Raw genomic sequence first — 19,476 nt, 5'->3', positions numbered from 1 at the left:
CCCAGCCCGCCGGGACCCCCCGTGCCGTGCCCCTACCGCCGCCACGGAGGCGGTCGGCGCGTCCGCGGGCCGGGGTGGCTCGCGGACGCGCCGGATGTTTGCTGGTGCTACTTCTCGGCGAAGATGAGGTCCTCGATCGGGCGGGTCATGCGGAGGGTGCCGTCGGTCACTTGGACCACGTGCTGGAGGCCGAAGATCCTCTTGTTGCGGTCCTCGGGGAGGGTGTACTCGTCGGCGCTGCCCGCCAGGAAGGCGGGTACGCCGCCCAGGTCCGGGCCGAAGACGCGGACGTAGTCGACGAGGTGGCGGAAGAGCTTGGGCAGCATGACCAGGTCGTCGGTGAGCGATTCGAGGTTCTCGATCTTCGCGCCGCTGGTGGTCTTGTCGTTCAGCCAGACGCTGTCGGGGGCCTTGTCCTTCCGGGCCTGCTGCGCGGTGGCGGTCATGTCCGTCCGCAGGTCGGGCGGGAGGTTCTTGTAGAAGGTCGGGTAGGCCAGCCCGAGGGAGAGCAGGTGGTGGTTGGCGGTGGCGCGCAGCATGTCGACCGTGACGTTGAGGTGGGTGCCGCTGCGCGCGGGATCCGGGTCGGTGTCGATCTTGGGCGCGTCGCCCCGGCCGACCAGTGCGATGCAGCGGTTGTAGACGTCGGCGCCGCTGGTGAGGATGTAGCCCGGCACGGCCCCGGGCTTCGAGGAGCGGACTCGCTCCTCCTCCTTGTCGTCGCGCACGACCTCGGTGAAGCCCAGCCACGTCAGCAGTTCGTTCCGGGCGGCGTGCGCACCGAGCCCGAGCGGCTGGTGCACGAAGTCGCCGACGCCCGGGTAGTGGGTTTCGAGGGCGTCGATCCCGTCCAGCCGGATCGAGACCCCGCCGTACTCGTTCCGCTTGACCTTGTGCATGCCGGGGACGTCGCACCAGAACGCCGCGTCGTCCGGGTAGAAGCGGACGGTGTCGCCGTCGGGGGAGTCACCGGTGACCCGGTAGGTGCCGGTGATGAGCAGCATGGACATGTGTACCTCCCGGTCACAGGGTGTTGGCGAGGGCGTCCGCGGTGCGGAGGGTCAGGGCGGCGAGGGTGAGGGTGGGGTGGCGGTCCCGGCCGTCGGGAAGACGGAGGAGCCGGCGACCCAGACGCCCGGGTGGTCGTGGGACCGGCCGGTGGGAGCCACCACCGAGGTGCTCTTGTCGGTGCCCCTGCGCATGGTGCCCGTGAGCTGGCCGGCGCCGAGGAAGCGCAGGTCGGCCGGCAGGGGCTCGACCCCGGTGGCACGGGCGGTGTCCTCCAGGTGCTGCGTCGGAGCGCGTGGCGTCCAGGGATGCCTCGCCGGTCAGCGGCTCGGACAGCGCCAGGAAGTCGGTGGCGTCGCTCATGGCGGGCTCCCTCACGCCTCGTCGAAGGAGCCCTGGATCAGCAGCATGGTCATGATGTCCTCCGTGGGACGAGGGGGAAGGGCCCGTACGGCCGGTTCGACCGGGGCGGCTCACTGGGACCCGCACGTCGGCGGCGTCACAAGGGCCATCATCACCACGGCGCGGTGCAGGCGGCTGCGCGTGTACGCCTATTCGGATGCCGACCGGCGTCCCGCCCGCCTCCTCCCCGCGCGAGCGGGGGTCTGCCGAGAACGGGCCGGAAAGCTCGGGTGATGCAGCAGCGAAGCAGCCAGCCCCGTGTCTGCCACCTGCGCGAACGGCCCACCCCCGCCACTGACGGTTCGTCAGATAAGCCAGCAAATGGTCAGCATTCATCCACCCACAGCGTGCAGAACCCACCCGCAGGTGGGAATCGGCAAGGTCTCCGGGACTGCTGCCGGGAGCTCGGCCGGCGACGCTCGCCGGCGTCTCGCCCAGAGCCGGAGGCGGTCGCACGCCACCTCGCAGGGGCTGATCGCCGCGACCGCCGAGTGCGGCATACGCACAGGTCAGGCGCGATTTCCTCGCGCCTTGAGGGCGACGTTCGGAAGCTCCGGGGCGCGCAGCCGAGCCCCGTCGTAGCCGTGCACCTCACCGAAGCGTGAACCCTTCTCCCAGTCGCTCCGCGCCTGCGCGATCTCCTCGCCGGTGCGGCCGATGAAGTTCCACCACATGACGAGGCGTTCGTCGAAGGGCTCGCCGCCGAGGAGGAGGACGGCGGCGTCGGTGCGGGCGCGGAGGGGGAGTTCGCGGCGGCCGCAGCCGAGGTAGAGGATCGAGCCGGGTTCGAGTGGGGCGCCGTCGATCTCGACGCTGCCGGACATGGACAGGGCCGCGTACTCGAAGTCCGCCTCGATCGGGAGGCGGTGGGCGGCGCCCTCGCGGAGGGTGAGGTCGGCGCCGGTGAGCGGGGTGTAGGTGGTGCCGGGAGAGGTCGCGCCGTCGAGGGTGCCGAGGATCAGGCGGGCCGTGAGGCCGTCGGCGGTGACGACGGGGAGTTCGGGGTGGTGTTCGAAGGCGGGCGCGGTGTGGCGGTGGGTGTCGGGCAGGGCCACCCAGAGTTGGGCGCCGTGCAGCAGCGGGGCGTGGTCGCGCGGGGACTCCTCGGAGTGCGAGATGGCCCGGCCGGAGGTCATCAGGCCGAGTTCGCGGGGGCGGACGGTCTGCAGACTGCCCAGGCTGTCGCGGTGCAGGATGCTGCCCTCGTGCAGCCAGCTGACGGTCTGCAGACCCATGTGCGGGTGCGGCGGCACCTGCATGCCGGGCTCGTCCGCGATGTCGTCCGGCCCGTAGTGGTCGACGAAGCACCAGGCGCCGACCATCCGCCGCCCGAGGTTCGGCAGCAGCCGCCGCACCACCGTGGACTCCCCCAGCGGTACTTGACGACCAGTCAGCAGATCCTTGACCGGGCCGGTCGTCGCCTGCTGCCCGCAGACCGCCGGGGCGGGCTTGAGATCGAGGTTGCTCATGGCGGCCAGTATCGGCCGCCGCCCCCGCCGCCCCCCGTAGCGACAGACCGGGGTGACCCGAACGGTCAACGGGCCCCGAGCAGCGCCACCGCGTCCGGCATGACGCGCCGCCAGAACCCGCCGGTGTGCAGGCCGCGCGGGAAGTGCGTCCGGACGCCGGGCGCGCCGGAGAGTCTGCGGGCCGCCGGGCAGAACGGGTCCTCGGTGCCGCACCAGACGCCGATCCGCCCGACCTGGCCGAGTTCGCCGAGGTGCTGCAACGGCTCGTGCTCGCGCCAGTCGGCCCGGTCGCGGTAGGCGTCGACGGTGCGGGCGTCCTCCCAGCTGCGGAACAGCGCGGGGCTGAGCAGCGCGATCGCGGACACCCCTCCCTGCCGGGCACGGGCGTACTGGAGGGCGCCCGAGCCGCCCATCGAGATGCCCATGACCCGCGTGGGCTCGGCCAGTTGGCGGGCGGCGAGCCAGCCCGGGAGTTCGGTGGTGAGCATCGCCATCGGGTCGTCGGCGACGCTGCGGGCATGCCAGTAGATGTCGCCGCCGTCCACCGCGACGATCCGGAACGGCGGGACGCCCGCGGCCACCGCGGCCGCCAGGAACTGCGGCACCCCGAGATCGACGAACGCCGCCGCATCGCTGCCGTGCCCGTGCAGCGCCAGGCAGACCGGCAGGTCGTGACGGTCCGCACCGGGCGGGTCCATGACGACGAGCTGGACATCGCGGCCGCGGGCCCGGGAGTGCTCGGTCCCGGTCCGCACCGCCCCGGCCGCGAAGCCGGGCACCGCGCCTTCCTGACCGGTCATCCCGAACGCCCGTCGAAGTCGCGCACCCCCGGGCAGCACGTCCTCGACCATCGCCCCACCGACCGCCCCCGCACCGACCACGGCGACAGCCAGCGCCCCGAGCAACCGCCGCCGCCCGAGACTCGGCACCGCCGTCTCCGGCCCCTGCTCCCCCACACCCTCGACTTCCACCGCCACCTGCACCTTTGCCCCCACCCCTGCTCCGCTCCACCATGACCGTGCCGCCAGACGACAGCCCGGACCCCTCACATGACGCCGCCCGACGACAGCCCGGACCCCTCACATGACGCCGCCCGACGACAGCCCGGACCCCTCACATGACGCCGCCCGACGACAGCCCGGACCCCTCACGTGACGCCGCCCGGACACGTTCCGGTTTCAGCCCGGCCCCCCGAACGTCCGCCACCGAGAGTCCGCCACCGAACGCCCACCACCAAGAGTCCGCCCTGAACGATCGGCTGCCGACCGCCCCGCCCACACCGCAGTTGCGGCGACCGCCCCGCGCCCAGGGCCCCCGCCCTCGCGGCAATTTCAGTGCCGGCAACCCCATCCGGCCGCCGCCGTCGCCGTCTCGGCCTGGGCCCGCAGGGCCCGGATCGCCTCGGCCGGGTCGGCGGCGCCGTAGACCGCCGAGCCGGCGACGAAGACGTCCGCGCCGGCTTCCGCGCAGGCCTCGATGGTGGCGGGGGCGACGCCGCCGTCGACCTGGAGCCAGAGGTCGAGGCCGTGCTTGTCGATCAGCTGTCGGGTGCGGCGGATCTTGGGGAGCATGATGTCGAGGAAGGCCTGGCCACCGAAGCCGGGCTCGACCGTCATGATGAGCAGCATGTCGAGTTCGGGGAGCAGGTCCTCGTAGGGCTCGATCGGGGTGGCGGGCTTGAGTGCCATGGCGGCCCGGGCGCCCTTGGCGCGGATCTCGCGGGCCAGGCGGACGGGCGCAGCGGCGGCCTCCACGTGGAAGGTGACCGAGCCGGCGCCGGCCTCCACGTACTGCGGGGCCCAGCGGTCGGGCTGTTCGATCATCAGGTGGCAGTCGAGCGGGGTGCTGGTGGCCCGGGCCAGGGATTCGACGATCGGCACGCCGAGCGTGAGGTTGGGGACGAAGTGGTTGTCCATCACATCGACGTGCAGCCAGTCCGCGCCGCGCACCGCCTCGGCCTCCTCGGCGAGGCGGGCGAAGTCCGCGGACAGGATGCTGGGGTTGATCTGCGCCATGACCGACTACCTTCGTGCGAGAGTGCGAGAGCGTGAGCAAGGGGTGGCGGCGCCGCAGGAACCGGGCGCCTCGTCACATCATCCCGCGCCGCGTCACCGGCTAGCGCACACCGCGGCCGCCGGGTGATCGTCATCACATCCCGGCCGGGGTTGCCCGGCCGTCGCTATGGTCATCAGCACGTGGACGATCCCCGGCCCCCACCGGGATCACCCTCGTCCAACCAAGTTGCCGTCCGCCCGAGTTGGCCGCGAGAGCCCACCCGGCTCGCCCGGTCGGCAAGGTCTCCGTGGGAGGTCTCCCGATGTCCGCTCCCGTCCACCCGGCCCGCGCGCTGTGGCAGCTGTTCGAGCCGGTGTACGCCGTGGCCTTCCTCCAGCCCGAGAACCGGGCGGCGCTCGGGGCGCTGGGGCTGGAGGCCGACTGGCGCGGCTATGTCGCGGCCCGCGCCGCTCCGTTGGGGGCGGCGGACGCGCCGCCAGTGATCGCCGCGTTCTTCAACTTCGCGCCGCGGCGGGTGGAGCGGGCGCTGCCGGAGGTGTGGTCGCAGGCGAGCCCGGCGCAGGTGCTGGCCGCCCGGGCCGAGGGCGCGGCGGCGGCGCTGGCCCGGCTGCTGGAGTCGGTGGAGCCCGCGCGGGTCGAGTCGGCGACGGCCGCGCTGGAGGAGGCGGTGGCCCGACTGGACTGCGCCGGCCGGGTGCTGGCGGCCGCCAACGCCGCGCTGCCCCGGCCCGCGGACGTCCACGGGCGGCTGTGGCACGCCGCGAACCTGCTGCGCGAGCACCGCGGGGACGGCCATGTGGCCGCGCTGGTCGCGGCCGGGCTGGACGGCTGCGAGGCGCCGGTGCTGCACTGCACGCTGGTCACCGACCGCAAGGTGCTCCAGCCGATGCGCGGGTGGACGGACGAGGAGTGGGAGGCGGCCGCAGGACGGCTGGTCGAGCGGGGCTGGCTGACGCCGCAGGGGGCGGTCACCGAGCTCGGCCTGGTCCGGCACCGTGCCGTCGAGGCCGCCACCGACCTGGCGGCCGGCCGCGTCTGGGAGGGGCTGTCGCCCGACGAACTCGACAGCCTGACGGCCGACTTGAGGCCGATCGCGGCGATCTGCCGGGAGCTGATGCCGATCAACCCGCTCGCGATGCCGCCCGTGGAACGGTAGTCGTCCCCAGCACCCCGGCGATCACGCCGCCCGTGGGACGGCAGTCGTCCGCAGCACCCCGGCGACCACGCCTCCCGTGGGACGGCAGTCGTCCGCAGCCCCCCGGCGACCATGCCTCCCGGGAGTCGGCTCGCGTCGCACGAAGCGCTGATCAGGCGCCTGCCGGGGCGCCGGGATGTTCACACGGCCGCAACATCTTCCCTTCCCGCCGCCGATCCGCTCTGGCAGGCTCACGAAGCAGTGGGACCCTCAGCTCGACCCTCACCGAAAGGCATCCGATGACCCAGGTCGTCCACCCCGCACGTGCCCTGTGGTGGCTGTTCGAACCCGTTCACGCGCTCACCTACTTCTCCCCCGAGGCCCGCGCCGCGTACGAGGCGGCGGGCCTGCGCGGCTACTGGCGCGGCTACTTCGGTGGACGGTCGGCGCCGCTGGGGGCGGTGGAGGCCGCGCCGGTGGTGGCCGCGTTCTTCAACTTCGCGCCGCAGATGGTGGAGCGCGCGCTGCCGGAGATCTGGGGCCGGGCCACGCCCGAACAGGCCCTGCAGGCGCGGGTCGAGGGGGCGACCGGCACGCTCGGGCGGGTGCTCGCGGAGGTGAAGCCGAATCTGATCGACCGTTCGGTGGAGCTGCTGGAGCGCGCAGTCGAGGGCCTGGACTGCGCGGGTCGGGTGCTGGCCGCCGCGAACGCCGCGCTGCCCGCCCAGGACGGTCGGCTGGCCCGGCTGTGGCAGGCCACCACGGTGCTGCGCGAGCACCGCGGCGACGGGCACGTGGCGGCGCTGGTCGCGGAGGGCCTGGACGGCTGCGAGGCGCTGGTGGTGCGCTGCGCGCTGGACACCCGCCGGGAGACCATGCAGCCGCACCGCGGGTGGACGGACACCGAGTGGGACGAGGCGACGGCCCGCCTGATCGAGCGTCAGTGGCTCAAGCCGGACGGGTCGCTGACCACCGAGGGCCGCCGTCGCCACGTCGCCCTGGAGGCCGCCACCGATCTGGCCGCGTCCCGGGTCTGGACGCACTTCCACCGCTCCGAGCTCGACGAACTCGCCGACGCGCTCCGCCCGATCTCCACCGCGTGTCGCGCCGACCTGCCGCCCACCACGCCGATCGGTCTGCCGAACGCCTCCTGACGCCGCCTCCGGCCCGGTACGTCCTCGCCGGACCGACCGGCGGGCACCCGGGCCGACGGAACGTCAACACCCGTCCATCGCAGTACAGTTCAACCTTTCGGCGGCGGCCCGAGCAGGATGCCGCGGCCGGCGTAGAACCGGTCGAGGTCGACCCAGGGGACGCGGGCGGCGCGCTGGGAGCCGTCGGGGAAGCCGGACGGGTTGTGGATGTACAGCGCGTCGTCGTCCGCGCCGACGGCCAGCACCAGGTGTCCGCCGAGGCGGGGGACCTCGGGGGCCAGGGACCGGATCGCGGGGTGGACGGAGATCATCGGCAGCACGCCCCGGGCGAGTTCCTCCGGCAGCCGCTCCACGGGCAGCGGGCTGACCGCCTGCGCGTCCAGGCCCCAGCGGGCCCGGACGTACGCGGCGAACGGCGAGTGGATCAGTCCGTCGAGCCGCCCGTCGGGGTGCCGGATGTACGCACCGGCCAGCTCGCACTCCTCGGCCAGCCGGACCTGCGCCGGGGCGACGCCCCACCAGTGGTCGAGGACCATCCGCAGGCAGGCCATGCCGCACAGCCGCCAGGACCAGTACTCGTACTCGGCCTGGTCGGCCGCGCCCGACCGCTCCCACAGCGGATCGTCGGCGGCCCGCAGCGTGCCGTCCAGAATGTCGGGCACGAGTTCGGGCGACTCCCACTGGGAGTAGTAGGGCACCGCATGGCTGATCGGCTTCACCCGGTCATCCTGACGTACTTTCATCCCGTTCTCCCGCACCCTCGCCCGCGACACCGTCGACCACCCTCCCACCTGCGGCGATGCATACTCTCGCGAGAAACTTGAACGCGTTCAACTTCTCTGACAGGGTGAGCCCGTCACCCTTGGGAGGGGAACATGGGAAGGGAACGAACCATGCGCGGCCACCGCCCCCGGACGGCGGTCCTCGCGGCCGTCGCGCTGCTGCTGACCGGCTGCGCCGGCGTCGCGCAGTACTACGAAGGCACCGGGCTGCACGACGCCACCGTCGCCGAGGCCGCCGGCAGCTGGGACGGCGACCAGCAAGCCCACCTGACGCTCCACCAGGACGGCACCGCCACCGTCGAACGGCTGGACGGCCAGGACTGGGCCTACGACGACGGCTGGCGACTGTCCGGTGCCGGCCGCTGGGAACTCACCGACGAGGAGGCCGGCCAGCGGCTCATCCTCGACCTCACCACCCGCACGGCCGTCGACACCCGCCCCGACGCGCGCCGCTCCCTGTCGAACACCGAGCCGCCCACCGCCTACCGCTGGCGCTTCCACGTGAAGCGCGACCGGCAGCACCGGCTGGAGCTGTTCGTCTTCATCGGCGACCCGGACAGCGGCAGCCACCACCTGCTCACCCGCACCCCGGCCGAGCCTCCGACCGCGCCACTCCCGGCCACGCAGTGACCGCCGCACAGTGACCGCTGCCCCCGGGCGCGCGCCGCGCCCGGGGGCACCGGGTCACCAGGCGTAGTGCTCCGGAGCGGTGCGGTGGCCGGGGAAGATCTCGTCCAGCCGCTCCAGCGTCTTGGCGTCCAGCTCAACGTCCAACGAGCGCATCGCGGCGGTCAGTTGCTCCTCGGTACGGGGGCCGACGATCGGCGCGGTGACGGCCGGACGGGTGCGCAGCCAGGCGAGCGCGACGTCGCCGGGCTCGTGGCCGAGCTCGTCGCACAGGTCCTCGTACGCCTGGATCTGCTCGCGCCGCTCGTTCAGGGTGTCGACGGCCCGGCCCTGGGTGCGGCGCACGCCCTCGCGCTCCTTGCGCAGCACGCCGCCGAGCAGGCCGCCGTGCAGCGGCGACCAGGCGATCAGGCCGAGGCCGTAGTGCTGGGCGGCGGGGACGACCTCGAGTTCGACGGTGCGCTCGATCAGGTTGTAGATCGACTGCTCGCTGGTCAGGCCGAGGAAGTGCCGGGCCCGGGCGGCCTCCTGGGCCTGGGCGAGGTGCCAGCCGGCGAAGTTGGACGACCCGACGTAGATGATCTTGCCCTGGAGGGTGAGCACCTCCATCGCCTGCCAGATCTCGTCCCAGGGGGTGTCCCGGTCGATGTGGTGCATCTGGTACAGGTCGATGTGGTCGGTCTGCAGGCGGCGCAGGCTGGCGTCCACGGCGCGGCGGATGTTGAGCGCGGAGAGCCGGCCCTCGTTGGGCCAGTCGCCCATCGGGCCGTAGAGCTTGGTGGCGATCACGGTGCGCTCGCGCCGGCCGCCGCCCTTGGCGAACCAGTTGCCGATGATCGTCTCGGTGAGGCCCCTGTTCTCGCCCCAACCGTAGACGTTGGCGGTGTCGAAGAAGTTGATGCCGTGCCCGTGCGCGGCGTCCATGATGCGGTGCGCGTCGGCCTCTTCGGTGTGCACGCCGAAGTTCATGGTGCCCAGGCACAGCGGGGACACGGACAGGCCGGTGCGGCCGAGGTGGGTGTACTCCATGACGCCCAACCCTCTGCCGCACCGGCCGGGTTGTCCAGCATTTGACGCCCGGAGTCGTGTTGACGGATCGTCAGCGACCGGCGCGGGCGAAGTTCCGCACGGCGAACGGCACCGCGAGCGCCAGCAGCAGCGCGCACCAGCCGAGCGCGGCGGCCACCGGGTGCTGGGCGGGCCAGGCGCCCCCGGGCGCGGACGGGTTGCCGAACAGTTGCCGGGTGGCCTCCACCACGGCGCTGACCGGGTTCCACTCGGCGATCGCGGCCAGCCAGCCCGGCATGCCGCCGGTGGGGACGAACGCACTGGTGAGCATCGAGAACGGGATGGTCAGGACGGCGAGTTGACCGGCCGTGTCCTCCTTGCCGACGGCCAGGCCGAGCGCGGTGCCGACCCATCCGCAGGCGAACCGGAACAGCAGCAGCAGGCCGAACGCGCCGAGCGCCGGGCCCAGCCCGTGCCGGATCCGCCAGCCCGCCGCCAGGCCGACCAGCGCGGTCGGCACCAGCACGACGGCGGCCACCAGCAGGTCCGCCAGCGCCTGCCCGGTCAGCAGACCGAACCGGGACACCGACATCGACCGCAGCCGGTCGGTGACGCCCCGCCCGGCGTCCCGCGCGCCGCCGACCATGGCGGGCATCACGGCGTTCAGCGCGACCAGGGCGAACAGACCGGGCATCAGGAACTCCCGGTAGCCGCCGCCCGGCACGTTCATCGCACTGCCGAACACGTACCCGAACACCCCGACCATGGCGACCGGCACCAGCAGCGAGGACGCCAGCAGCCCGGGCGAGTGGCGGTACACCAGCAGGATCCGCCGGGCCGACGCGGCGGCGTCCACGGGCATCGTCGTCGCGCTCATGCGGCCGTCTCCGTCTTCTCCGCAGCGCCCGCGCCGGTCAGCGCGAGGAACACGTCGTCCAGCGAGGGGGTGCGCAGCGCCACGTCCAGCGCGACCACCCCGGCGGCGTCCAACTCCCGTACCAGGCGCGGCAGGGCGAGCGGCCGGGCCGGGTCGGAGACGGCGCCGACCCGGCACTGCCCGGCGTCGACGGCCGGTGCGCCGCCGGTGAGCACGGCCAGCACGGCGCGGGCCCGTTCCAGGTCGGCGTCCTCGGGCAGGGTGACTTCCACCAGCGTGCCGATGGCGGCCTTGAGCCGCTGCGGGGTGTCGTCGGCGACGGCCCGCCCGCGGTCCAGCACGGTGATCCGGTCGGCCAGCCGGTCCGCCTCGTCCAGGTACTGGGTGGTCAGCAGCACGGTCGAGCCCTGCGCCGCCAACTCCCGTACCGCCGACCAGATCTCCCGCCGGCTGCGGGGGTCGAGTCCGGTGGTCGGCTCGTCCAGGAACAGCACCCGCGGCCGGGTGATCAGGCTCGCCGCCAGGTCCAGCCGGCGGCGCATCCCGCCCGAGTAACCGCGCACCAGGCGGTCGGCGGCCTCCTCCAGGCCGAACTCCGCGAGCAGCTCCGCCGCCCGCGCCCTGGCCTTCACCGCCCCCAAGTGGTGGAGCCTGCCCAGCAGTTCGAGGTTCTCCCGGCCGGTGATCCCCTCCTCCACCGCTGCGTACTGCCCGGCCAGTCCGATCACCCGCCGCACCGCTGCGGCCTCCCGCCCCACCTCGTGCCCGCACACCCGGGCCTCCCCCCGGTCCGGCCGCACCAGCGTCGCCAGGATCCGCACCAACGTGGTCTTCCCCGCCCCGTTGGGCCCGAGCAGACCGCACACCGCCCCTTCCGGGACGTCGAGTTCGAGGCCGTCCAGCGCGCGCGTGGCGCCGAACGTCTTGCCCAGGCCGCGAACGGCAATGACCGGGTCGCTCATGGCAGGCCCTTTCTAGGTACATCGTACGTAGTAGTGCTGTGCAGCACACTACTGGGTACGTCGTACGGAGAAAAGGCTCGCAGGGCATGCAAAAGGGGGACCCGCCGCTTCCGGCAGATCCCCCGACCCCGACGGGGCGTCAGTCCGCGATGCGGTCCGAGGTGTCGCCCGGGCCCGACGGACGGGCCGGATCGCCGTGCACCAGCAGATCCGCGCCGTTCGCGGCGCGCGGAGTGAGGGTGAAGGAGACCCGGTGGGTACGACCGCGGGACACCCCGGCCTCGGTCTCCGCGCCCACCGCGAAGATCTTGAAGCCCGCCTTCGCCTTGGCGTCGGCCCGCAACTCGACCTCGAACTCCATCTCCACCGGCCCCACCGCGAACACCAGATCCGGGTGCTCACCCCCGGCCCGGGCCGCCGCCAACAGCTCGTCCCGCACCGTCGCCACCGCGTCCACCAGCGGAATGTCCATACCCGATCCCTCTTTCCACGTTCTGCCGTCCCGGCGTGCACCACCGTAGGCGGCCACCCCTCCCACTCGCAGCCGAATACCGCCACCACCTGCGTAGACTGACCACCGAGGTGATCCAACGATGGCGTCCGGCGAGCAATCCGAGCTGATCTGGCTGCGCCCGGAATACTCCGGCCGCGGGCCGCGTCCGGCACACAGCCGGGTGTCGATCGCCCGGGCGGCGGTCGACCTCGCCGACCGCGACGGCCTCGACGCCGTGACGATGCGCAAGGTCGCGGCCGAACTCGGCGCCGGCACCATGTCGTTGTACAACTACGTGCCGAAGAAAGAGCACCTGTTCGACCTGATGCTCGACCTGCTGGCCGGCGAGTACGACCTGCCGGACCAGCCCAGCGGCGACTGGCGGGCCGACCTCACCCTGCTCGCCAACCGGTTGCGCACCGTCCTCACCCGCCACAGCTGGGCCACCACCCTGATCACCCACCGCCCCGGCCTCGGCCCGAACGGCCTCCGGGTGACCGAATACCATCTCGCCGCACTCGCCGACACCTCGCTGGACGGCACCGCGAAGATGGAGGCGTTCGCCCAACTCACCGGCTTCGTCTGCCAGTTCACCGACTGGCAGCAACGCGCCACCGCCGCCGGCGATCTCTGGCTCAGCGACCTGATCCGCTACCTCCAGACCGTCACCGCCACCGGCCAGTACCCCCACCTCGCCACCGCCCTCGCCCAGAGCAGCACCCCCACCGCCCCCGACACCGTCTTCGACCGCGACCTCCAGCGCCTCCTCACCGTCCTCGTCGGCGCCTGAACCGCCAGGGGCGGGTGGGGGCGCCTCCCAGCCCGCCAAGGCTGGGGCCCCCACCCGCCCCTGTTCTCGCGCCCCTCGGCCGTCAGGCCGTGCGCCGGAGCAGCGCCAGGTACATCGCGTCCGTCCCGTGCAGGTGCGGCCACAGCTGGATGTCCGGGCCGTCGCCCAGTTCCGGGACGCCCGGGAGCAGCGGGCGGGCGTCGACCCACTCCACGTCCTCGCGGCCGCGCAGTACGTCGTCCACCACGGCGCGGGTCTCGGCGAGGTGCGGCGAGCAGGTCGCGTAGCCGACGACGCCGCCGACGCGCGCCGCGTCCAGCGCGGAGCGGAGCAACTCCCGCTGCAGCGGCCCGAATCCGGCGATGTCCTCGGGGCGGCGGCGCCACCGCGCCTCGGGGCGGCGACGCAGCGCGCCCAGGCCCGAGCAGGGGACGTCGACCAGCACGCGGTCGAACGCGCCCTGCTGCCAGGCGCCCCGGGTGCCGTCGGCGGTGATGACCGCGTACGGGCCGGGGTTTCCGTTCAGGGCGCGGGCCACCAGGCGGGCGCGGTGCGGCTGCTTCTCGGAGGCGACCAGGGCCGCCCCGCGCGCGGCGGCCAGCGCGCCGAGCAGCGCCGCCTTGCCGCCGGGGCCGGCGCAGCCGTCCAGCCAGAGCCGGTCGGGGCCGTCCACGGGGGCGTTGGCGAGGGCGAGGGCGACCAGCTGGCTGCCTTCGTCCTGGACGCCGGCCCGGTTCTCGCGGACCGCGTCGAGGCCGGCGGGGTCGCCGCCCTCGGCGAGTCGGAGCGCGTACGGGGACCAGCGGCCGTCCTCGGCCTCCGGCAGCGCCTCGCGGAGTTCGGCGACGTCGGAGCGGCCGGGGCGGGCGACCAGGGTCACCTCGGGGCGGGCGTTGTCGGCGTCCAGCAGGCGCTCCATCGCGGCGCGGCCGGAGTCCTCGGGCTGCCAGCGGCCGAGCGCGTCCCACAGCGAGGAGACCACCCAGCGCGGGTGCGAGTGCACGACCGCGAGGTGGTCCTCGGCGTCGTCCTCGTACGGCGGGGCGACCTGGGCGACCCAGCCGTCGAGGTCCTGGGCGCTGATCTTGCGCAGCACCGCGTTGACGAACTTGGCGCGGCCGTCGCCGAGCACCACCCGGGCGAGTTCGACGGTCGCGGAGACCGCGGCGTGGCTGGGGATGCGGGTGCCGAGCAGCTGGTGCGCGCCGAGCGAGAGGACGTCCAGCACCGGCGGGTCGACCTCGCGCAGCGGGCGGTCCACGCAGGCGGCGATGATCGCGTCGTAGGTGCCCTGGCCGCGCAGCGTGCCGTAGACCAGCTCGGTGGCGAGCGCGGCGTCGCGGCGCTCCATGCCCTTGCGCTCGGCCTCGCGGAGCAGCGACGGCAGGATCAGGTTGGCGTACGCGTCACGCTCGTCGACGGCGCGCAGCGCGCGGAACGCGACGATCCGGGCCGGGTCCTTCTTGGGGCGGCGGTGCGGACGGGGGGCGCGCTTGGCGCCGGCGGGGGTGCTCAACGGGTGCCTCGAAACAAAGTGCTGCGGATCAGGTCCGACCCGGCAGCGCGGCCGGGCCTCACCGTGAATTCTATGGTGAGACCCGGCCGAACCCGGCATCCGACGGGCCTCAGCCCTCGAAGCGCTCGCCGGACTCGATCCGCGCGCCGCGCGCCCAGTCGGCGGCCGGCATCGCCTTCTTGCCCTGCGGGCGGACCTCGCCGAGCTCGATCTCGTGGCTGCCGGTGCCGACCCGTACGCTGTTCTTTCTCACCGCCAACTCGCCTGCCGCCAGGCCGACTTCACCGGGCAGCAGGCGCACGGGGCCGGTCACCTTGAGCCGCTCGCCGCGGAACGTGGTCCACGCGCCGGGCGCGGGCGCGCAGCCGCGCACCACCCGGTCGACCCGCAGCGCGGGGTGGGTCCACTCGATCCGGGCGTCCTCGACGGTGATCTTCGGCGCCAGCGACACCCCGTCCACCGGCTGCGGCTCGGGCCGGGCCTGGCCGTCCTCGATCGCGTCCATGGTGCGCACCAGCAGTTCGGCGCCCGCGAACGCGAGCCGGCCGAGCAGGTCGCCGCTGGTGTCGGTGGGCTTCACCGTCTCGGTGAGGACGCCGAACACCGGGCCGTCGTCCAGGCCCTCCTGGATCCGGAAGGTGGACGCGCCGGTCACCTCGTCGCCCGCCATGATCGAGTGCTGGACGGGGGCCGCGCCGCGCCACGCGGGCAGCAGCGAGAAGTGCAGGTTCACCCAGCCGTGCGCCGGGATCTCCAGCGCGCCGGGCCGGATCAGCGCGCCGTAGGCCACCACGGGGCAGCAGTCGGGGGCGATCTCGGCCAGCCGGGCCATGAATTCCGGCTCACTGGGGCGGGCCGGCTTGAGCACCTCGATGCCCGCCTCCTCGGCGCGCTGCGCGACGGGGCTGGCGACCAGCTTGCGCCCGCGCCCGGCCGGCGCGTCGGGGCGGGTCACCACGGCGACCACCTCGTGCCGGGAGGCCAGCAGGGCGTCCAGGGCGGGAACGGCGACCTCGGGGGTACCGGCGAAGACGAGACGCACGGGCATGGGCCTTTCTTGAAGTCCAACTGATCAGCAGGAAGTCACCCTGATCAGAACATCGGATTGCCGGAAAATGATCGTCGTCCGATCGGGCCTTCGGCTCATCGGCCCCTCCGACAATCCCACCGAAACACTGCGCGGGAACGGACGGTCCGTCAGCGAATCACGCCGAACGTGGAATGCGGCGAGACCTTCACCGTCGGCGCCGGAGCCCCGCCCCAGTCCGCCTCCCGGATCGCCTTCATCGCCGCCTTCCGGGTCTCCCGGTCCAGCCGGTCGATGAAGATGATCCCGTCCAGGTGGTCCGTCTCGTGCTGGATGCACCGCGACAGCAGCTCGGTGCCCTCCACCGTCACCGGATCCCCGTACATGTTGAAGCCCTTCGCCACCACGCCGAACGCCCGCTTGGTGTCGAACCGCAGCCCGGGCAGCGACAGACAGCCCTCCGGGCCGTCCTGCTCCTCCTCGGTCAACGACAGGTCCGGATTGATCAGGTGCCCCACCACACCGTCCACGTTGTACGTGAACACCCGCAACGAGACGCCCAGTTGCGGCGCGGCCAGGCCCGCGCCCGGCGCCCCCAGCATGGTGTCCGTGAGGTCCTTCACCAGCCTGCGCAGTTCCTTGTCGAAGGTGACCACCGGCTTCGCGGTCGACCGCAACACCGGGTCACCGAAGATCCGGATCGGCTGAACTGCCAAGACTGCGACTCCCTCTGCCACCCGAACGGGACGGAAACAACGACCTACCGGGAAGTCTATGCAATGCCCCGCACCCGTTCGGAACGGTCACCGACAAATCCCGACTCGCACTCCGGGCGTGACCCAACGACCCGACGTGCGTTGGTCAATGCGAATTGACCGGGACGCGCGAGCGCCCCGAGCACGCGACCCGACCGAGAGGTGGCAACCAGGCCATGGCCGAGCAGATCAACCACGACGCCCGGGCCAGGGCGTCCCTGCACCTGCTGGTGCGGGACATCGAACGGGTCCGGCGCCAGGTCGACGCCCTTCGCACGCTCACCGCCCAACTGGGCAACGTCTACCGCCCCCGCCGCCCCAGCACCTCCGCCGGCTTCGTGGTCTACGGCCGGGCCCCCGCCCCCACCGTCCGACTCGCCCAGGAGCTGCGCGAGAGCGTCGAGACCCTGGTTGCCGCCGCCGTCGAGTTCGACCGCGCCCTCGGCTTCTCCTGGGACTCCGTCGGCTCCGCGCTCGGCGTCACCAAGCAGGCCGTCCACCGCCGCTACGGCGTCCGCCGACCCACCACCGAACTCCTCCCCGCCCCCCGCGAAACCGAGACGGCGCCCCCGGCGCCCCCTGCTCCCCGGCCCCCGATCCCCCAGGCCCGCCAGGCCAGCCCCTTGATGCCCCAGCGCACCCGGTAGGCAGAAGAGCGCAACCAGGGGCGCCCCCAGCGCCCCTGTTCTCGCGCCCGCCTGCGTTCGGCGCCCACCCGGTCGTGCGCCCACCTGGCCGTAGAAGCTCACGGGCCCCGTTTGTCCCCCTCCCGCTCCCGCCGAAGAATCGATCTCGCACGCCATCCTGTGCCGACGAGAGGGATCGATCCCATGGCCGTGGCCAACACCCCGATGAACCTCACCCGTGCCGCCCATGTCGGCATCTCCGTCTCCGACCTGGACACCTCGATCGCGTTCTACCGCGCCCTGACCGGCCGCGAGCCGGTCGTCGCCGACGAGACCATGCACAGCGTCCCGTTCGGCGTCTCGCAGGGCCTGCCGACGGCGAAGCTCCGCTACGCCACCATCAATCTCGACAACAGCCTCGGCATCGACCTGATCGAGTTCCAGCACCCGATCGGCTACCGCACCAACGGCGCGGCCAACCGCCCCGGCTCGATGCACCTGTGCTTCCGGGTCGACGACTTCGACGCGGTGCACCGCCGGATGAAGGACGCCGGGTACGAGTTCCTCGGCGACGACTACACCTTCCTGGCCGGCGAGGTCACCCCGGAGGCCGCGCTGGGCACCAGGGTCGCGTACTTCAACGACCCGGACGGCACCAACCTGGAGATCATCCAGCCCAAGGGCGGCTTCGCCGGCTGACGGCGGCACAAACGCCGGCCCCGCCCGGACCGGAGCCTGGCCGGGGCCCGCTCAGCCGATGTCCGTCGGATCGACCCGGATCCGCACCGTCTCCGCCCCGCGGAGCGCCAGCCGGGCGATCTGCGCCGCCTTGAGCGCCGAGGCCAGCGCCGCCCCCTGCCCGGGAGCGACCCGCACCAACGCCCGTTCCGCCGTCTCCCCCTTGGGCCCGCCGTACACGGGCACCGGCCCGAGGACGTCCGCGCCCTCCGGCAGCCGCACCAGCCCCAGCAGGTCCTCGACCGCCTGCGCAGGCCCCGTCACCGACGCCATCCGCGACACCGGCGGGAAGCGGAGCTCCTCCCGCTCGTCGAGTTCCATCCCGGCGTGCCCGGCGGGATCCCATCGCACCAGCGCCTGCACGGCCCGCGCCGCGGCCTCCGCGACCACCACCACCGTCCCGCCCTCCCCCACCGGACGGACCAGCGAGGCGGCCGTCAGCCACCGCCGCACCGTCTCCTCCCCCGCCCGCAGGTCGGGACGGTTCAGCAGCGCCCACCCGTCCAGCAGCAGCGCCGCCGCATAGCCGGGCCCCTCCGCCACCGGCTCCGCGCCCGGCGTCGAGATCACCAGCGCGGGCGAAGAAGGCACGGTGGCAAGAACCGCGTCCCGCCCGGACGTCCGCACGGGTACCCGCGGGAACGCCTTCCCGAGCTCCTCCGCCGTCCGCCGCACGCCCACCACCTGCGCCCGGAGCCGGAACGATCCGCACTCCAGGCAGTGCCAGTCGTGCTCCTCGGTGCCGCACCAGGCGCACACCAGCGCCGCGTCCGCCGCCGGGGACTCCAGCGGCCCCCCGCAGGCACGGCAGCGCACCGGCTCGCGGCAGCGCCCGCACGCCAGCCGGGGCGCGTAGCCCCGGCGCGGGACCTGGATCAGCACCGGGCCGCGCGAAAGCGCCTCGCGCGCCGTCTCCCACGCCACCGAGGGCAGCCGGGCCGCCTGCGCGGCGGCGTCCCGCGCCTGGTCCTGCTCGGTCACCGTCCGCACCCGGGGCGCGACCTGCCGGACCACCTCACGAGGGGCGGCCAGCGGCCGCGCCCACCCGCTGCGCACCAGCTGCGCGGCCTCGACCGTCATCGAGACGCCGCCGAGCAGCATCGCGGCGCCCTCCTCGGCGGCCCGCAGCAGCGCCACGTCCCGGACGTGCGGGTAGGGCGCGTTCGGGTCGCTGTGGCTGCTGTCGCCGTCCGACCACACCACCACCAGCCCGAGATCGCGCACGGGTGCGAACACCGCCGCGCGGGTGCCGATCGCGGCGTGCACCGAGCCCCGGCTGACGGACAGCCACCGCCGGTACCGCTCCTGCGGCCCGGCCTCCGCGGCCAGCACCGCGTGCCGGCCCTCCCCCAGCACGCCCCGCAGCGCGGCGTCCACCCGCGCCACCGAGCGCCCGTCGGGCAGCACCACCAGCGCGCCGCGCCCGGAGGCGAGCGTCGCGGCGACCGCCCGGGCGATCTCGAACGGCCACTCGGGGCCGGGCAGCGCCGTCCACACGGCGCGCGGCGCGTGCCCGCCCGCCAGCGAGGCCAGGAAGTCCGCCCCGTGCGCGTACCGCTCCCAGCTCCCCACCGCCGGCGCCCCGGGCGGCGGCAGCGGCCGCGGCGAGGGCTCGCCCTCCGCTCCGGCGTGCCGTGGCGGGATCGCCAGCTGCAGCACGTCGGCCAGGGTGCCGGCGTACCGGTCGGCAACGGCCCGGCACAGTCGCAGCAGCCGGGGGGTCAGCACCACCTCGGGCGACAGCACCCGGGCCAGCGGCGCCAGCGGGCCCGCGTAGTCCGAGTCGTCCCGGCGCTCGACGATGAACCCGTCGTGCAGTGCGCCGCCCTCGCGCCGGCCGTGTGCGCCGACCCGCCCCCCGAAGCGGACCCGGACCCGGACGCCGGGCCGGGCGTCCTCGGACATCGCCTCGGGCACCGCGTAGTCGAAGTACTGGTCGAGGCTGAGCACGCCCTTGTCGACCAGCACCCGGGCCACCGGCTGCCGCTCGGCCGGAACGACGCCGCGCGCGGCCCGGGGCTTCGCCCGGCGCACCGTCTCCCGGATGAACGCCAACTGCTCCCCGGCCCCGTCCGCGCTGCTCACGCCCCC

Annotated in this window: 20 protein-coding genes; 6 read left to right on the top strand and 14 right to left on the bottom strand. The window is 73.8% G+C overall.

Going from position 1 to position 19,476, the window contains the following annotated elements; translation table 11 throughout:
- Positions 1-107: 107 nt before the first annotated feature.
- The 5 genes from ACI1MP_RS30925 to rpe all read right to left on the bottom strand — a co-directional run bounded on the left by ACI1MP_RS30925 (position 108) and on the right by rpe (position 4,894).
- Positions 108-1,010: a nuclease gene (locus ACI1MP_RS30925; RefSeq protein WP_404869991.1), complete on the bottom strand. Its 903-nt coding sequence runs from the start codon at positions 1,008-1,010 to the stop codon at positions 108-110.
- Positions 1,011-1,061: 51 nt separating this feature from the next.
- A complete protein-coding gene (locus ACI1MP_RS30920; RefSeq protein ID WP_404870853.1) occupies positions 1,062-1,238 on the bottom strand; it encodes a GMC oxidoreductase in 177 nt (58 codons plus the stop codon).
- 681 nt (positions 1,239-1,919) lie between these two features.
- Complete coding sequence (locus ACI1MP_RS30915; RefSeq protein ID WP_404869990.1) at positions 1,920-2,879, bottom strand: pirin family protein; 960 nt, start codon at positions 2,877-2,879, stop codon at positions 1,920-1,922.
- Between the two features lie 65 nt (positions 2,880-2,944).
- Entirely contained in the window at positions 2,945-3,850 is a 906-nt protein-coding gene (locus ACI1MP_RS30910) for an alpha/beta hydrolase (protein WP_404869989.1), read from the bottom strand.
- A gap of 360 nt (positions 3,851-4,210) precedes the next feature.
- Positions 4,211-4,894, bottom strand: coding sequence for a ribulose-phosphate 3-epimerase (gene rpe / locus ACI1MP_RS30905; RefSeq protein ID WP_380338651.1), 684 nt, complete (start codon positions 4,892-4,894; stop codon positions 4,211-4,213).
- A gap of 302 nt (positions 4,895-5,196) precedes the next feature.
- Between rpe and ACI1MP_RS30900 the strand changes: the two genes are divergently transcribed.
- Together ACI1MP_RS30900 and ACI1MP_RS30895 are read left to right on the top strand one after the other, a co-directional pair.
- Positions 5,197-6,051, top strand: coding sequence for an SCO6745 family protein (locus ACI1MP_RS30900; RefSeq protein WP_380338654.1), 855 nt, complete (start codon positions 5,197-5,199; stop codon positions 6,049-6,051).
- Between the two features lie 278 nt (positions 6,052-6,329).
- Positions 6,330-7,184 carry an SCO6745 family protein gene (locus ACI1MP_RS30895; protein ID WP_404869987.1) on the top strand — a complete coding sequence of 285 codons (855 nt, stop codon included), beginning with the start codon at positions 6,330-6,332 and terminating at the stop codon, positions 7,182-7,184.
- A gap of 89 nt (positions 7,185-7,273) precedes the next feature.
- Here ACI1MP_RS30895 and ACI1MP_RS30890 read toward each other — a convergent pair whose 3' ends face one another.
- A complete protein-coding gene (locus tag ACI1MP_RS30890; protein ID WP_380338660.1) occupies positions 7,274-7,927 on the bottom strand; it encodes a C39 family peptidase in 654 nt (217 codons plus the stop codon).
- Between the two features lie 132 nt (positions 7,928-8,059).
- On the opposite strand from ACI1MP_RS30890, the gene ACI1MP_RS30885 reads away from it, so the two are divergent.
- Positions 8,060-8,596: a hypothetical protein gene (locus ACI1MP_RS30885; protein WP_404869986.1), complete on the top strand. Its 537-nt coding sequence runs from the start codon at positions 8,060-8,062 to the stop codon at positions 8,594-8,596.
- Positions 8,597-8,650: 54 nt separating this feature from the next.
- Here the strand turns inward: ACI1MP_RS30885 and ACI1MP_RS30880 are convergent, their stop codons facing one another.
- The 4 genes from ACI1MP_RS30880 to ACI1MP_RS30865 form a co-directional block, all read right to left on the bottom strand.
- Entirely contained in the window at positions 8,651-9,622 is a 972-nt protein-coding gene (locus ACI1MP_RS30880) for an aldo/keto reductase (RefSeq protein WP_100585123.1), read from the bottom strand.
- Positions 9,623-9,692: 70 nt separating this feature from the next.
- Positions 9,693-10,478, bottom strand: a complete 786-nt coding sequence (locus tag ACI1MP_RS30875; RefSeq protein WP_380338666.1) for an ABC transporter permease — start codon at positions 10,476-10,478, stop codon at positions 9,693-9,695.
- Positions 10,475-11,440 carry an ATP-binding cassette domain-containing protein gene (locus ACI1MP_RS30870; protein ID WP_404869985.1) on the bottom strand — a complete coding sequence of 322 codons (966 nt, stop codon included), beginning with the start codon at positions 11,438-11,440 and terminating at the stop codon, positions 10,475-10,477. The genes ACI1MP_RS30875 and ACI1MP_RS30870 overlap by 4 nt, the downstream gene beginning before the upstream one ends.
- 139 nt (positions 11,441-11,579) lie before the next feature.
- On the bottom strand, positions 11,580-11,912 hold the full coding sequence (locus ACI1MP_RS30865) for a trypco2 family protein (protein ID WP_404869984.1): 333 nt from the start codon (positions 11,910-11,912) through the stop codon (positions 11,580-11,582).
- 121 nt (positions 11,913-12,033) lie between these two features.
- Between ACI1MP_RS30865 and ACI1MP_RS30860 the strand changes: the two genes are divergently transcribed.
- Complete coding sequence (locus tag ACI1MP_RS30860; protein WP_380338672.1) at positions 12,034-12,723, top strand: TetR/AcrR family transcriptional regulator; 690 nt, start codon at positions 12,034-12,036, stop codon at positions 12,721-12,723.
- Between the two features lie 82 nt (positions 12,724-12,805).
- Here ACI1MP_RS30860 and ACI1MP_RS30855 read toward each other — a convergent pair whose 3' ends face one another.
- The 3 genes from ACI1MP_RS30855 to def form a co-directional block, all read right to left on the bottom strand.
- The gene (locus ACI1MP_RS30855) at positions 12,806-14,239 is read right to left on the bottom strand and encodes an RsmB/NOP family class I SAM-dependent RNA methyltransferase (RefSeq protein ID WP_380338675.1); all 1,434 of its coding nucleotides are present in this window, start codon (positions 14,237-14,239) and stop codon (positions 12,806-12,808) included.
- Positions 14,240-14,348: 109 nt separating this feature from the next.
- Positions 14,349-15,281 carry a methionyl-tRNA formyltransferase gene (fmt, locus tag ACI1MP_RS30850; protein WP_404870852.1) on the bottom strand — a complete coding sequence of 311 codons (933 nt, stop codon included), beginning with the start codon at positions 15,279-15,281 and terminating at the stop codon, positions 14,349-14,351.
- A gap of 155 nt (positions 15,282-15,436) precedes the next feature.
- The gene (gene def, locus ACI1MP_RS30845) at positions 15,437-15,982 is read right to left on the bottom strand and encodes a peptide deformylase (RefSeq protein ID WP_100585117.1); all 546 of its coding nucleotides are present in this window, start codon (positions 15,980-15,982) and stop codon (positions 15,437-15,439) included.
- A 215-nt stretch (positions 15,983-16,197) separates the two neighbouring features.
- Between def and ACI1MP_RS30840 the strand changes: the two genes are divergently transcribed.
- Together ACI1MP_RS30840 and ACI1MP_RS30835 are read left to right on the top strand one after the other, a co-directional pair.
- Positions 16,198-16,668: a hypothetical protein gene (locus tag ACI1MP_RS30840; protein WP_100585116.1), complete on the top strand. Its 471-nt coding sequence runs from the start codon at positions 16,198-16,200 to the stop codon at positions 16,666-16,668.
- 183 nt (positions 16,669-16,851) lie between these two features.
- Positions 16,852-17,346: a VOC family protein gene (locus tag ACI1MP_RS30835; protein ID WP_380338679.1), complete on the top strand. Its 495-nt coding sequence runs from the start codon at positions 16,852-16,854 to the stop codon at positions 17,344-17,346.
- A 51-nt stretch (positions 17,347-17,397) separates the two neighbouring features.
- Here the strand turns inward: ACI1MP_RS30835 and ACI1MP_RS30830 are convergent, their stop codons facing one another.
- The gene (locus tag ACI1MP_RS30830) at positions 17,398-19,470 is read right to left on the bottom strand and encodes a primosomal protein N' (protein WP_380338682.1); all 2,073 of its coding nucleotides are present in this window, start codon (positions 19,468-19,470) and stop codon (positions 17,398-17,400) included.
- Positions 19,471-19,476: the final 6 nt, after the last annotated feature.

This window comes from Kitasatospora griseola (genome assembly GCF_044999035.1).
Lineage (GTDB): Bacteria > Actinomycetota > Actinomycetes > Streptomycetales > Streptomycetaceae > Kitasatospora > Kitasatospora griseola.
This window is presented reverse-complemented; position numbering and strand designations above follow the sequence as displayed.